The 15,119-nt window shown below is 31.7% G+C and carries 10 protein-coding genes; 2 read left to right on the top strand and 8 right to left on the bottom strand.

Annotated features, from left to right (window positions below; translation table 11 throughout):
• Positions 1–207: 207 nt before the first annotated feature.
• The 4 genes from CHB67_RS04770 to CHB67_RS04755 all read right to left on the bottom strand — a co-directional run bounded on the left by CHB67_RS04770 (position 208) and on the right by CHB67_RS04755 (position 5,320).
• Positions 208–2,589 carry a ribonucleoside-diphosphate reductase subunit alpha gene (locus CHB67_RS04770; protein ID WP_089380597.1) on the bottom strand — a complete coding sequence of 794 codons (2,382 nt, stop codon included), beginning with the start codon at positions 2,587–2,589 and terminating at the stop codon, positions 208–210.
• Positions 2,590–2,885: 296 nt separating this feature from the next.
• On the bottom strand, positions 2,886–3,860 hold the full coding sequence (locus CHB67_RS04765; RefSeq protein WP_176461213.1) for a ribonucleotide-diphosphate reductase subunit beta: 975 nt from the start codon (positions 3,858–3,860) through the stop codon (positions 2,886–2,888).
• 337 nt (positions 3,861–4,197) lie between these two features.
• The gene (locus CHB67_RS04760; protein ID WP_089380595.1) at positions 4,198–4,728 is read right to left on the bottom strand and encodes a hypothetical protein; all 531 of its coding nucleotides are present in this window, start codon (positions 4,726–4,728) and stop codon (positions 4,198–4,200) included.
• 22 nt (positions 4,729–4,750) lie between these two features.
• Positions 4,751–5,320, bottom strand: coding sequence for a DUF3109 family protein (locus CHB67_RS04755; protein ID WP_089380594.1), 570 nt, complete (start codon positions 5,318–5,320; stop codon positions 4,751–4,753).
• A 90-nt stretch (positions 5,321–5,410) separates the two neighbouring features.
• Between CHB67_RS04755 and CHB67_RS04750 the strand changes: the two genes are divergently transcribed.
• Positions 5,411–5,992 carry a MarC family protein gene (locus CHB67_RS04750; RefSeq protein ID WP_089380593.1) on the top strand — a complete coding sequence of 194 codons (582 nt, stop codon included), beginning with the start codon at positions 5,411–5,413 and terminating at the stop codon, positions 5,990–5,992.
• A gap of 12 nt (positions 5,993–6,004) precedes the next feature.
• On the top strand, positions 6,005–6,616 hold the full coding sequence (locus CHB67_RS04745) for an FAD-dependent oxidoreductase (protein ID WP_089380592.1): 612 nt from the start codon (positions 6,005–6,007) through the stop codon (positions 6,614–6,616).
• 48 nt (positions 6,617–6,664) lie between these two features.
• On the opposite strand, the gene CHB67_RS04740 is transcribed toward CHB67_RS04745, so the two are convergent.
• From CHB67_RS04740 to CHB67_RS04725, 4 genes are all read right to left on the bottom strand, one after another.
• Positions 6,665–9,466, bottom strand: a complete 2,802-nt coding sequence (locus tag CHB67_RS04740) for a GEVED domain-containing protein (protein ID WP_089380591.1) — start codon at positions 9,464–9,466, stop codon at positions 6,665–6,667.
• Between the two features lie 196 nt (positions 9,467–9,662).
• Entirely contained in the window at positions 9,663–10,715 is a 1,053-nt protein-coding gene (locus CHB67_RS04735; RefSeq protein WP_089380590.1) for a T9SS type A sorting domain-containing protein, read from the bottom strand.
• A gap of 272 nt (positions 10,716–10,987) precedes the next feature.
• On the bottom strand, positions 10,988–11,221 hold the full coding sequence (locus tag CHB67_RS04730; protein ID WP_089380589.1) for a hypothetical protein: 234 nt from the start codon (positions 11,219–11,221) through the stop codon (positions 10,988–10,990).
• Between the two features lie 4 nt (positions 11,222–11,225).
• Positions 11,226–15,119: a M14 family zinc carboxypeptidase gene (locus CHB67_RS04725; RefSeq protein WP_089380588.1), complete on the bottom strand. Its 3,894-nt coding sequence runs from the start codon at positions 15,117–15,119 to the stop codon at positions 11,226–11,228.

The raw sequence follows: 15,119 nt of genomic DNA, 5'->3' as shown, positions 1-15,119 counted from the left end.
TCTTATTACAACTAAAAAAGAGTCTTAATTTTAAAATTAAGACTCTTTTATTGGGCTGACTATTTATTCGGTTTACTAATCACAGTTCAAATAATTTCATCAAACTAATTCTCTTTAGCAAAGATCCTAAAATTAACTCTTCATATAACATTTCAGCTACACAGTTATTCACAAGTTATTAACTTTGAGGTAATTACACGTTTTAAATTATGAACCACACATTTCACAATCATCTGGATTGTTTTGTGAAGCTATTAGCATAGCTTTTAATTCTTCCGGACTTAATGGAGCATCTTCAACCTTCTTTTTATTTGAAAGTGTAAACTGTATAGCGTTTACCGCACTTTTTGTTCTTAAATAGTACATTCCAGTTTTTAAACCACTTTTCCAAGCGTAGAAGTGCATAGATGTTAACTTTGAATAATTCGCATCTTGCATAAATAAATTCAGGGATTGAGATTGATCAATAAAATAACCTCTTTGTCGAGACATATCAATAATGTCCTTCATACTTAATTCCCACACTGTTTTATACAATTCTTTCAATTCTTGTGGTATAACATCAATATGTTGAATAGATCCGTTAGCACGCATAATATTCTCTTTCATTTCGTTGTTCCAAAGCCCTAGTTCAACCAAGTCTTCTAATAAATGCTTATTTACAACAATAAACTCGCCACTTAAAACTCTTCGCGTGTAAATATTAGAAGTATAAGGCTCAAAAGCTTCATTATTACCTAATATTTGTGAAGTGGAGGCTGTTGGCATTGGAGCGACTAATAATGAATTTCTTACCCCATTTTTTTTGACTTCTTTACGTAAAGATTTCCAATCCCAACGCCCACTTAAATCGTCTTCTGAAACACCCCACATATTAAACTGAAATTCACCTTGCGACATAGGTGAACCTTCATAAGTTGAATACGGCTCTTTTGCTTTTGCCATTTCCATAGATGAGGTTACGGCTGCAAAATAGATAGTTTCAAAAATTTCTTCGTTTAGTTTTTTAGCTTCATCACTTGTAAAAGGCATACGTAACATAATAAATGCATCAGCCAACCCTTGAATTCCTAAACCAACAGGTCTGTGACGGAAATTTGAGTTCTCGGCTTCTTTTACAGGATAATAATTACGGTCAATTACCGTATCTAGATTTCGAGTAATTTTTTTAGTGACCTTAAATAGTTTTTTATGGTTGAAAAACTTAACACCATCTTTATTTTCTTCAACAAACATTGGTACAGCTATGGATGCTAAGTTACAAACAGCAACCTCATCTTTTGCCGTATATTCCATAATTTCTGTACATAAATTTGAAGAACGAATGGTTCCTAAATTTTTTTGATTCGACTTTCTATTTGCTGCATCTTTATACAACATATAAGGGTTTCCAGTCTCAATTTGAGCCTCTAAAATCTTTTCCCAAAGTTCACGTGCTTTAATGGTTTTTCTTCCTTTACCTACTTGCTCGTAGCTTGTATATAATTTTTCAAATTCATCGCCATAGGTATCAAATAAGTGCGGACATTCATTTGGACACATTAAGGTCCAATCTCCGTTTTCCTCTACACGTTTCATAAACAAATCTGGAATCCACATGGCATAAAATAAATCACGTGCACGCATTTCTTCGGCACCTGTATTTTTACGTAAATCTAGAAAGTCAAAAACATCTGCATGCCAAGGTTCCATATAAATTGCGAAAGAACCTTTGCGCTTTCCTCCACCCTGATCTACATAACGAGCCGTATCATTATAAACCTTTAACATTGGTACAATTCCGTTTGAAGTACCATTTGTTCCGCGAATATAAGAACCTGTTGCACGTACATTGTGAATAGACAAACCTATACCACCTGCAGATTGCGAGATTTTAGCGGTTTGTTTTAAGGTATCATAAATACCATCAATACTATCATCCTGAATTTGTAATAAAAAACAAGATGACATTTGTGGTTTTGGTGTACCAGAGTTAAATAACGTTGGTGTAGCGTGTGTAAATATTTTTTTAGACATTAATTCGTACGTCTCAATAGCTTCATCAATATCATTTAAATGAATACCAATGGCAACACGCATTAACATATGCTGCGGACGCTCGGCTATTTCGCCATTTAATTTTAATAAATACGAACGTTCTAATGTTTTAAATCCGAAATAATCATACCCAAAATCACGGTTATAAATTATGGTTGAATCTAATTTTGCAGCATTACCTATGATTACTTTATATACTTCATCAGACAATAATGGTGCTTTTTTACCTGTACGTGGATTTACATAATTGTATAAATCCGTCATTACATCGCTAAATGTTTTTTTTGTGTTTTTGTGTAAGTTTGAAACGGCAATTCTTGCAGCTAAACGAGCGTAATCTGGATGCTGAACGGTCATAGTTGCAGCAGTTTCAGCTGCTAAATTATCTAATTCAGAAGTAGTAACCCCGTCATATAGGCCTTCAATAACCCTCATAGCAACCTTCACAGGATCTACTAAGTTATTTAGTCCATAACACATTTTTCTTACTCTTGCCGTAATTTTATCAAACATCACTGGCTCTTTTCTTCCGTCTCTTTTTAATACAAACATTCTGTAGTTAATTTTTGAATTACGAATTTTGAATTACAAATGAACTCAAAATACAAATTCTAGTTAGTTTTTAGTTTTATAAGCTTATTATTCCAGTCTAGTGATTCATGTTCAAACAAGAATCCAAACCATACAGCATAAATTCCTACCTTCTAAGAAATGACAACTATTTGGTCTAAAGAACTAAATTGTTTGAAGTAATAATTTCACTTCAAAGCTATAGTCTCTACTATTTAATATTTTTGTGTTTTTGAATATACGCTTGGGGTAATCGTAATTCTTGATTTAAAATTATCTTAAAAATCTGCGTCGAAACTAATTTCTCCGGTACCTGTACCACTTTTCACACCTGCTTTTTGGTATTCAGAGACTCTTTTTTCAAAGAAATTGGTTTTTCCTTCTAATGAAATCATTTCCATAAAATCAAACGGATTGGAAACATTGTACACTGTATCGCAACCAAATTCACTTAATAAACGGTCGGTTACAAACTCTAAATATTGGGTCATTAATTTAGCATTCATTCCTATTAAACTAACAGGCAATGATTCTGTAATAAATTTACGTTCAATATTTAAAGCATCTACAATAATCTCGGTAATACGCTCTTTAGGCACTTTATTTACAATATGATTGTTGTGCAAGTGCACCGCAAAATCACAGTGTAAACCTTCGTCACGAGAAATTAACTCGTTGGAGAAAGTTAACCCTGGCAATAAGCCTCTTTTTTTCAACCAAAAAATTGAACAAAAACTACCTGAAAAGAAAATTCCTTCAACAGCTGCAAAAGCAATTAAACGTTCTGCGAAACTTGGACTGTCAATCCATTTTAAGGCCCAATCTGCTTTTAATTTAATTGCAGGAAAAACTTCAATAGCTTTAAATAACTCATTTTTTTCAACTTCATTTTTTACATAGGTATCAATTAACAATGAGTACACTTCAGAGTGAATATTTTCCATCATTATTTGAAAACCATAAAAGAATTTTGCTTCGGAATATTGAACTTCACTTACAAAGTTTTCAGCCAAATTTTCATTTACAATTCCATCTGAAGCAGCAAAAAAGGCTAAAATATGTTTGATAAAATAACGCTCATCATCGCTTAATTTTTGTTCCCAATCTATTACATCTTGGTGTAAATCAATTTCTTCAGCTGTCCAAATACTTGCTTCCTGTTTTTTATACCATTCCCAAATATCTTGGTGTTGAATTGGAAAAATTACAAATCGATCTTTATTTTCTTGTAAAATTGGTTCAATAAACGACATTATAGCTGTGATTTTTTTAGAATTAGTTAGTTGTAATTTGTCTCGAATGAGAAAACAAAGATTGGAAAAATTTAAACATAAAAAAGGGTTACTTATTCACATTTGCAAGTAAGTTTTTAACATTTTACGCTATTTTAGAATAAACGATTAATCAGTCTTAAATACTGATAATCAACAATATATATTCCCTGAGATTCAACTAACTACTGGTTTTGCTGAGAATATTGAAAACCAAATTTTCACAAGAGGAGGTATGGCGTAAAACATAAAAAAAGCACTTACAAAAAAATGCAAGTACTTTCAAAAAATATAACTTTATACGAGAAAATAATTCCTTTTAAAGGGGATTTGCTGTTACTTTAATATAGAATTTTACATCAATTGTAAAACTAGCCGCAACTTCTAAATTAGTAGATTCTGCATTGAAAGATACAGTAACGCTATCGTTATTTAATAATTTTGTTGCTACAGTATTTAACGCTGACGTATCGTTTACTTCAAAAATAGTATCATTAGCATCAGCTTCAAAGCCAAAAAAACTTTCATTTATAAACGGTGTTCCATCAGCAGTAAATTGCGCTTTGTACTCTGCTAATGCATCACCTGTATAGTTTAAAACTTCAAATGTTATTTTTTCAATTGCTACATTTTTTAACTTATCAGCATACGGTTCAACAGCAGGTGTTAAAATACTAATATTAAAACTTCCCGTTTCAACAGCGTTATCTCCGCCTTCTAATTCTACTTTAAATTGCTTCGTTAATTCCACCGTTTTTGTTACATCTGCCAAATCTTCAATTTCATCACAGGCAGTGATTGTTGCTAATAAAATTGTTAAAATTGCGATGTTTTTAAATAATGTTTTCATAGTTTTTTTGTTTTTACATTAATTATTCAGGCTTATAATTTTCAGCAACCGTTTCCAATTCAGCATACCAATCTTTCCCAAACTTTCTAATTAAGGCTTCTTTTACAAATTTATATACTGGCACTTGCAGCTCTTTACCCAAAGTACAGGCGTCGTCACAAATTGGCCAACTGTGGTAATTTACTGCTGAAAACTCGCTATATTCCATAATACGAACAGGATATAAATGGCACGAAATTGGCTTTTTCCATTTAATTTCTCCTTGATTATATGCTTCTTCAATACCGCATTTGGTAATGTTATTTTCATCAAAAATTACATAGGCACAATCTTTACCATCAATTAAGGTGGTTTCATATTCACCTTCTGTAGTAACAAATAATCCTTGATCTTCAATAGCTGCTATTCCTTCTGGTCTTAAAAAAGGTTTTACTTTTGGATAAATATCAAGTAATATTTGAAGTTCACTTTCTTCTAACGGAGCTCCGGCTTCGCCATCAATACAACACTTACCCTTACAGGCATTTAAATTACAGACAAAATCTTTCTCAATAATGTCTTCTGAAACTATGGTTTTTCCTAATTGAAACATGCCGCAAAAATAAACTATTTTTTTATATACTTTTGTTAAAGGCTATAAATGATTAACTACATTTGCCAACCAAATTTAAAAACGAGTATTATGGGGTTTAATATTAAAGAAATAATTACTGCCACTATGGTACTGTTTGCTGTAATTGATGTTATTGGCAACATACCTATTATTATTGATTTACGAAAAAAAGTAGGAAGTTTAGAATCGGAAAAAGCTTCTGTTGTTGCCGGAATTATTATGATTCTTTTTCTTTTTTTAGGAAAAAGCATTTTAAATTTAATTGGTATTGATGTTAATTCGTTTGCCGTTGCAGGTTCGCTAATTTTATTCTTTTTAGCTTTGGAAATGATTTTAGGAATATCATTATACAAAGAAGAAAAAACCAACTCAATGACAGCTTCTGTATTTCCCTTAGCTTTTCCATTAATTGCTGGACCAGGAAGTTTAACCGCTATATTATCATTACGAGCAGAATACGCAACTGTAAATATTATTATAGCTATTATTATTAATGTATTTTTTATGTATGTTGTTTTAAAAACTTCAAGTAAAATTGAACGATTAATTGGAGAGAACGGCATTAACATTATTCAAAAAATATTTGGTGTAATTTTATTAGCCATTGCCGTTAAACTATTTACATCTAACATTCAAGGATTATTCTCATAAAGCTTTTATATCATGAAACATTTTGACGCTTTAATTATTGGAGGAGGTGCTGCAGGACTTTCGTGCGCACTTATTTTAGGATCGGCAAAAGATAAACCTTTTGCAGCAAATAAAACTGTAGGTATTATTTCTCACCAAAAAAATTCAGCTTTACAAAATGCTATTTTAAACAATGTTTTAGGCTTTAAAAAAGACACAAAAGGTGCTGATATTTTAACTGAAGGATTGCAGCAATTAACCGATTTATACCCGCATGTTGAACAAATTTCAAAAGAAAAAGTAATTGAAGTTCAACAAATCGATTCTGAAATTACCATAATTACCAATAAAAACAAGTACACTGCAACCAACATTGTAGTTGCTGTAAGTCCGTCAAATTTATTTAATATTGAAGGCTTAACACAGTATGTGCAACCACACCCAAACATTCCTTCATTTAAAGAAAAAATAATGTTGAAGAATGAAAACCATTTAATTTGCAAAGGAGTGTACGTTGCAGGTGTTATTGCTGGTTGGAGAAGTCAATATGCCATTGCAGCGGGGAGTGGTGCTTCCGTTGCTACTGATATTTTAACCGAATGGAATGATGGAAATCATACTATGATTCATGATGTTGTTGCATAAAAAAAGGGCTATTTTTAATAAAATAGCCCTTTTTTTATGTTTTAATTTTTACTTAATAATTACCTTTTTTGTAATAGCACCTGTTGATGTTTTTAACTGAACAACATACATTCCTGTTGCCAAATTATTAACGGGTAATACGAGTTGTGTATCCTCAAGATTTTTGGTCCAAACTCTTAATTCTTGACCTAAATTATTGTATAAATTTACAGCTAACAATTCAACATTTGTTGTATTGTTAATTCTTAACTCTTGTGCTATATTATTAACATAAACAAACAACCCATTTTTTAAAATTTCGTCTTCTATATCTAATGTTTTATTTTGCTTAAATACCAATGAAAAACGATTGGTATATTCACCTGCCTCTAATTCAATTTCAAAAGGAGTATTGTTTATTTTAGTAGTAGTTCCTAATAATTCATCTTTAATATACAACTCAACACTTTCATCAACATTTTCAAGCGCATCAATTTGAATGATTGCTAATCCTGCTTTACTCATTTTAATACCTAAAGGTATCTCTCGATCAATATTAGCATCTGGCAAACCTTGAATTACGTATTTTTTATTATCTAATGCCCAATACATATCATCCGCCAAAACACCATTCATTTCGCCATCATACCCCCAATCAACAGCATTAGTGGTCTTTTCATCAATAGTTAATAACAGTTGTCTATGTTTAATTTGAGGTGCTTTAAATCCTAATCTAAATTTTGGACGAACATCTTGATATTCTTTAGCAGTACTTACAGTTTTAGATTTAGAGTTACTTGACTTCATAAAAATTGAACTTCCAGAAGATTCAGGTACAAAAAATCGTTGACCATTATTAAATTTAATCTTACCTCCATCAGCATCACTCGATGTAAAGAATCCCTGAGCTACAGGTATGTATTGACCTGGAGTTTTAAGTTTAGTTAAATCATCGGGCAAGTCACCTATACTTGCCACGGCTGCAGGAGAACCTCCTGAAAGAGTTAACGTAGCATAACCACCTTCATAATCTGCTAAATTATGACTTGTTCCTTTAAATTGTTGCCAAAAATAAAGCGTACCGGTTAACAATGAACCTTCTGGGTTTGATGGGTTATTATCATTTATAAACTGGAAGCCATCAATAGCTGAAGGATATGGGTTTGCAACCAAATATTCATTTCCTCCACTAACCGCTAAAGAAATTGCACCATTATTTGGTAAACCTCTAAATGTATAATTTTGAAGCGTACTTACATCTCCAGTAGTTGTTCCTTTCATAGTAAAACCTTCTCCGGCTTTAATTTCACCTGAACTTCGCATATGTTGCCATTCGGAATAATTTCCCGCAGGTCTATCTGCAAATTTCCAAATCCAATAATCTGCTAGTGATAAAGGACTTGAGCTACCATTATAACCTGAAGTTAAAAAGGTAACTGAAGGTAATACTGCAGGAACAGTATAGCTATAATCACTTATACTAATATCACCTGATTCTTTGGTTACACCAACTGGCGACCCCCAATAATTATAGGAGTATAAATTAGCCGTACCTTGCTGACTTCGTGTAATATATCCCGTACTTGCATCATCTAAAATACTTCCATCTTTTTGTATTAACTGTCCTTCACCTTCTAAATCAACAACACCATTTAACAATAAAGTTCCATCTACTTCAATACTATTATCAAAAACCGTTAATGTTGCACCATTCTCAATTTCAATATCATTTGCTAAACCACCTGCATCAGCAGCTGCAATTTCAGGATAATTTGTTACACTTGCAGGAATTAAAACATTGGTAGTAATTGTAGGAACTGTTCCACAACTCCAGTTTACTGGATTATTCCAATCTGAACTAACCGCTCCTGTCCAAGAGTTTATTGAACAGCCGTTAATTATATTTATGGTGTAATCTTCAACTTCACCTCCATTTGCATCTGTACAAGCTGTTATTTCACCATTAAAATTCCATATAAGCATAATCCTCATCCGAATATTACCTATAGCGGCATTACTTGGTATTGTTATACTCTTAGTAACCGTTTGAGGACTTTTATCAGATAGCTCAAAACTCTCTCGTTCATCTGTATTGTTAAAGTTTCCATCTTTATTCCAATCAAACCAAGCATATAAATTATACTTTTTACTATTAGGTTTATTAAGATTTATAGTAACAGTTAAATCATGAGAATCATTTAAAAAAACATCAGTTGAAATATATGTGAAATCTGAATAACCAGAATTAATATTCCCACTATTTTTATTGATCGTATTAAACTGCACTTTACTAATGTAGTCATCTTTATTAGAATTACCTGGATCTTGCTCGCAATAATCATCACTGCTTTCTCTAATTAATATATTGTCTAAATAAAGTTTTGTCGCATTTTTAACATCACATTGAATTCTAAATTTAGATGCTGTTGTAAAATTAAAATCTGAACTTCTGACTTTTACTTTGTATGCAAAAAAATCACCATTTATAAAGTTCAAATTATTTACTAATACTCTTACATCTATCCACGTCGATCCTCCATCATTAGAAAATTGAAGAGTAAAACCATCATTATTATTAAAATCAGCACTGAAATCAAAAATAAAATCTACAGAAGTATATGGTGTTAAATCTAAATTATTTACAGTAGTTATGGAGAAACTTTGATTTCCATTATCATTGTCAAATAGAACAGCTCTTCCACTATTAAGAGGAGATGCATCAACTATTGTTGCTCTCTCAACAGCATTCCAATTACCATAGCCACTTTCAAAATCATCTTCTATAATAGTTGTTTGCCCATACCCAAACCCAGCATGTATAAAAAAGCAAGCAACTACTGTTATTTTAATAATATTTTTAATATACCCCATATTAATTAATACCTAATTTCGTGCAAAAATAGTACTTATTTTATAACATAAAACCAAACTATATAATATTAACGTTTTTTTTGAAATAAAAAAATACCCTAAAGCATTTATTTTCATTATTATATGAAAATAAATGCTTTAGGGTGTGAGTCGTTTTGTACTAATTTTACTTACAAAAGTTTACTTTTTTATAGTTTTAAGAATTTTGAATTAATACTCTTTTAATAATTCGATCATTATTTGTTTGTACCATTACTAAATAGATGCCTCTAGGAACTTGTAATTGGAGTTGAATAGTTTCATTGTCAAGATTTTCATTCCATACATTTACCTTTTGACCATTTCTATTTAATAAGGTTATTCTTACAATTTTAAGTCCTCTTTTATTTTTTACATTTAAAATACTTTGACCATTGTTAATATAAATAACCAGCTTATTTTTATTTAAATAGTTTTGATTTGTATTGTTATTTTCTCTTTCTCTAGTATTGTTTTCTTCATTATTAGAAGCTTCTGTCTCTTCTATTTCATCGTCTTTAGCTTCATTAACATTACCTTCTTCAGTTTCTTCTGAATTACTAGTATCTTCTTCTGTTGCTTCAGTATCTGTAAAACCAGGTGGTGGAGATGGCAATGCGCATTCTTCATCTTCTACTGTTTCTGTTGTTTCAACTGCTGTATCTTCAGAAGTTGGCAATTCAGTACTGTCAGTACTTAAGAAAACAATTAAAAATCGATCGTGATATGTACCTGCTTCTAGAGTTACTTGGTAATCGGCTTCTTCTAGTTTATGAATTACATTTAAGGCTGTATCTTTTAAACCCACTTTCAAACCTGTAATTGGATTTTCTAATGCATCTATTTTAATAGTAATTACACCTCCATTTGTTGTAAAAACACCTAAAGGAATTTCTTTTCCACTAAAAACAGAATCTGTTCCTTGAATTACATATTCTTTATTGTTTATTAACCAATACATATCATCGGCTAATACTTGAGGTGTTTCACCATCATATCCCCAATCCACTCCATCAGTACAGTTTTCATCAATAGTTAATAATAACTGGCGGTGATTGATTTGAGGTGCATCAAACCCAATTCTAAATTTTGGTCTGACATCAGTTGTGGCTTTTTTAGTATTTTCTATACTTAAATCGGCGGTAAAGACTGTTGATATTATGCTTTCAAAAGCATTTATACTTGTTGAAAAACAACAAATAAGAATCAGTAGAGGTAATATTTTTTTCATAACCGAGGGGTTTTATACAGGTTAAAAAATAATTAATAATGAAATATTTACAATTAAACAACTAAATAGCTTACTTAACTTACGTTTGCAATACTATTTTAGGGGTATTGTTTTATTGTTTATTTAATTTCATAGTATAAATGTATGGAAAATAAACTAAACAATACCATTTATTTGCTTTTATTTACCATTTGATAGTTTTTTTAACCCGTTTATTTTAATCAACAGATCGAAACTTATAAGAATATCTTCAATTTATTGATGATTTTATTTTAAAGCTTCAGTTCCGAAGGGTTTGAATCTCTTGCAAAAAAGTTTAATTTCTTAACTGCAAAAACTAAAGCAATTACAATTAAAACCCATAAATAATCATCAATAGGAACTGCGTCTGGATCAGTTCCCGGATCAGTGACCCCTCTACTTCCACCATCTCTTTGCGCTATTAAATTATTATTTAATAGAAACAAAAACACATTGATTATTATGTGAATAAATCTTGTTTTCATGAGTTTATTCAATTATTAACTTTTTAATTACTTGATTTCTTATGCTTGTAGCTTTTAATATATATACACCTGCTGCCCAACCTGTTGTTTCTACAACTGTAGTTACACCTGAAAGCGCTTTTTTAGCTTCAATTAACCGCCCTGTAATGGTGTAAATCTCAAAAGTAGTGTCTTGATTGCTGTTTTTATTTAAAATATTGAATTGACTACTAGCTGGATTTGGCCAAATTTTTATTGCTGAATCCAATACCTCATCTTGAACGACTAATGAACTTGAAGCTTTTAATGAAAGTGTAAAACGTTCTTCACCCTGACTATTAGCTGCATTATCGATATTGAAATTATAATCAGTTCCTTCAATTAAAATGGTTTTTGTATTTAAAAGTTTATCTTCTAAAATTGCCTCAAATTCTGAAGGAATACTATTTTCTTCGATAGTTAATGTGAAGTTTTGCTTTTCCTTAGAATAAATACCCAATGGAATTATTTGCTCTACCAACTCCAACTCACTAATCGCCATGTTTTTACTATCTGCAGTAATACTATAAAAATCTAATATTGTATTTGGTAATTTACCAAAATCAATATTCCTCCCAGTAGTTCCAACTTCTTTAAATTTAAGTTGCAATTGATCGTAATTAACACCATTGCTAATTACATTTATAGTTAGAGCAGTTGAAGTACTATTTTTAGTATTTGTTGTTTTATGGTTATAATTACCAGCAGCACCACTAATTGTACCTGTATAAATAGCCGTTTTTGGAATATTAATACTACCAGCGGTAGTTGCTTGTACAAATATAGTACCCATTGGTGGTATTACCACATCAGAAGCGCTACCAGAAGTTCCTGAAACTGGATTGGCGTTGTACCCTCCTTTTTTAACTATTAACTCGCTAGCCCCATTTGAAGCCTTTGATGGATCATAATAGGATACTGCAGAACTTAAACCAGAACTTGCTGTTAAAATACTTGAAACACTTACAGGTGCTGTATACGGATTGGCTACTAAGTAATACTTTCCTGCTGTTGTGGTTATTGAACTTGGTACTGTATTAGTTGCTGTTCCAACCGTTTTAATAGTTACATTGCTTGGAGGTGTAACACTGTAATTTAAACCTGATACCTCGCTCGCCAAACCTCTAACAAATACCTTATAACCTTGTTGAGTAACCATATTATCTGTATCAACTCCACTAGACCAAGTATTGTTGGCTGAATTATATGCTCCAGAAGCACTTGGACCTAGATCTATAAGACTATTTGAAGCTAAGGCGCCAAAAGTAGTTGTAGACAACGGATTACTTAATATTCTCCAACCTCTTTGGTTACTAGTTAAATAACGTTCTTGAGTTACATTTGCAACACTGCTGTCACTTAACAAATATGCTGTTCCTGCAGCAGTTGATTTTAACACAATTGAACCGTTATTTGTAATGGTTCCGGTATTAGTTAAAACTACTCCTTCATTTACCGTTATAATTGCCCCTGAACCTATAGTTAAATTACTCACCGCAACATTAGCATCAATACTAATATTAGCTGCTGAAGGTATAACAATATCTGATGCTGCAGTAGGTACAATTGCTGGAGACCAGTTTGTTGCAGTTGACCAGTTGTTATTTGTTGTGCCAGTCCAGGTTGCAGTATGTTTAATATTTATTGTGTAATCTTCAACTTCACCATCAAAACCAGTTTCGCAACTTGTTGGGTACCCCCCCTCTTTGGTAGAAATACGCATTCTAACATTACCAACATGTGATGTAATTGGTATGTTTATATTAGGGGCTATAGATGATTGAGTATCTGTGTTATCTTTTGCAACAGTTCCTAAATCAAATTTCTCGGTAGTCGTATCAAACACCCCATTATTGTCAAAATCTATAAAAGCACTGGCATACAATTTCTTTTGACCATTAAGACCTGTTGTTGTTAAATTAACTTTTAACGGATATGTATTTCCAGCAAGTACTTCAATTGATAAGTTGGTGAAATCTTGATATATATTAGTAGTTAAACTTGTCTGAGTAATGCTATTAAATTCAACTTTTGTGATACCTCTTTCCGTAACACTTCCTGAAGAATTACAATAACTAACCGATGCTGTTGTGAAATTTATTAAACTACTATAATTCGAATAAGTTGAACCACACACACTTCGCACTTGAAATTCATAGGTTGTATTAGCTGTTAATCCAGTTAAATTTAATGAGTTTGTAGTTGAAGTGGTTGCTATCCATGTAGAAGCTCCATTAACTCTATATTGAATATCATATGAACTAACCCCAGCATTATCCCAACCTATTGTTGCTGTTGAAGCAGCTACACTTGCTGTATTCAAATTAGTAGGAGTTGCTATACTAGGTGTCAATAATATATCACCTAAATCAATAGTTTCATAATCTTTAATTGTCTGATCGGTTAAAGTATATGATTGATAACAATCTGCCTCATATAAAATATTGTATGTTCCTGCTTTTATAGGGCGATAATAATCACCTAATGGCAATTCGGTTTCAACCCAAGAACCAAGTGCATCATGCCCTACTAAGGTAATTGTTGCTTTTATAGGATCTCCTGTTACAGCATCTTTTACAACACCTCTAAATCCGTATATACCTTGAACTAAATATTCAATGTAAGCTTCTTGATTGTAATTCCAAATATCTATAATCTCATTATTATCAGAGGTATTTGTAGAAGGAGGTACTTTTAAATTTGATAATTCTACTGTAGACTCTTTACATTGCTTATGAAAGTTCATATAATCTTGTCTACCTCCAAAAACGGTGTACCAATCAGAACCATTAGTTACACCAGGCCAAGTATAATTTGTATACATGGCATCCATATAACCAACAACGCTATTGTTTTGACAATTAACAGCATATTCCTTACTAATAAAAAAATACCAATCATCATCTGGATGTCTATTTGATGTGTTATCCCAAGGGTAATTTACCACTTCTGTTCCTCCATGAAAATTAGCAGATATAACGAAATGGTAATCATTGGCTAACTGCATAAAAGCAAGTGTTTCTGTTTGGTAAACTTCTCCGTCTGGATGAGCTCCAGCAACATTATCAGGATAATTTCTATTTAAATCTACGTTATTAGCATTTTCTCTCCTTGAATTTGCAACTGTAGAATTATCGTTACTTAACCAATAAGTTGCATCTGGGTTCGCTAATGGATTGATCCATACCTCACTATTATCTAATAAATTTTTAATCCTTGTATGGTCTGCATGGTTTGTGTCATTGTAAGCAGTAATAAAATAATCTATTAAATTTAGCATCGATGGAAATCCAGCAATTTCATTACCATGCATAGAAGATGTGTACATAACACGTGGTTCTACCTCTCTTGTTGAAACATTATCTGATAGTTTGATAAATAATAGCCTCTTATCTCCTTGAACTGTTCCTCCAATATCTACCAGCTCACAAATTGCAGGATGATTGGCTGCAAATGCCGCCATTTGACTTGCATATTGGTCATAAGTAGGATAAGCTGTTAAAGGAAATGATAAAGGATATGTAGCTGTACTTTTAGCTGAAACAGCCTGTTTTTTATGAACTTTAGGATTAAACATTACAACATCCTTTGGATCATTAAGCTCTGTATCAACTGTAAAAGGTAAATTAAATTCTAAAAACTTTTTAAAATTCTTATTATTAGCAATTGCTTTAATTGTAAGTGGATTATTTCCATCTTGTCCGTGATCAAAAGAAATTATTTTAGCCAATTGCTGAATTTCAGCAACTGAATTGGCTGTAAAGGTAAAGGCCAATTCTCCTCTTTCTTTTAAATATTTATCGGCTAATTCAATATTAGTTTGAGCATTCACAAAAATTGTACTACATAAAAATAGCACCAAAAGTAATTTTGTTTTCAT

Source organism: Lutibacter agarilyticus, assembly GCF_900188235.1.
Taxonomy (GTDB): domain Bacteria; phylum Bacteroidota; class Bacteroidia; order Flavobacteriales; family Flavobacteriaceae; genus Lutibacter; species Lutibacter agarilyticus.
The sequence above is the reverse complement of the archived record's forward strand: the minus strand, read 5'-3'. Positions and strand labels throughout refer to the sequence as shown.

What these genes read in the sequence shown, in the direction of transcription:
- CHB67_RS04770 (WP_089380597.1), bottom strand. Translation starts at nt 2,589, where the DNA reads ATGTTTGTATTAAAAAGAGACGGAAGAAAAGAGCCAGTGATGTTTGAT.
- CHB67_RS04765 (WP_176461213.1), bottom strand. Translation starts at nt 3,860, where the DNA reads ATGTCGTTTATTGAACCAATTTTACAAGAAAATAAAGATCGATTTGTA.
- CHB67_RS04760 (WP_089380595.1), bottom strand. Translation starts at nt 4,728, where the DNA reads ATGAAAACATTATTTAAAAACATCGCAATTTTAACAATTTTATTAGCA.
- CHB67_RS04755 (WP_089380594.1), bottom strand. Translation starts at nt 5,320, where the DNA reads ATGTTTCAATTAGGAAAAACCATAGTTTCAGAAGACATTATTGAGAAA.
- CHB67_RS04750 (WP_089380593.1), top strand. Translation starts at nt 5,411, where the DNA reads ATGGGGTTTAATATTAAAGAAATAATTACTGCCACTATGGTACTGTTT.
- CHB67_RS04745 (WP_089380592.1), top strand. Translation starts at nt 6,005, where the DNA reads ATGAAACATTTTGACGCTTTAATTATTGGAGGAGGTGCTGCAGGACTT.
- CHB67_RS04740 (WP_089380591.1), bottom strand. Translation starts at nt 9,466, where the DNA reads ATGGGGTATATTAAAAATATTATTAAAATAACAGTAGTTGCTTGCTTT.
- CHB67_RS04735 (WP_089380590.1), bottom strand. Translation starts at nt 10,715, where the DNA reads ATGAAAAAAATATTACCTCTACTGATTCTTATTTGTTGTTTTTCAACA.
- CHB67_RS04730 (WP_089380589.1), bottom strand. Translation starts at nt 11,221, where the DNA reads ATGAAAACAAGATTTATTCACATAATAATCAATGTGTTTTTGTTTCTA.
- CHB67_RS04725 (WP_089380588.1), bottom strand. Translation starts at nt 15,119, where the DNA reads ATGAAAACAAAATTACTTTTGGTGCTATTTTTATGTAGTACAATTTTT.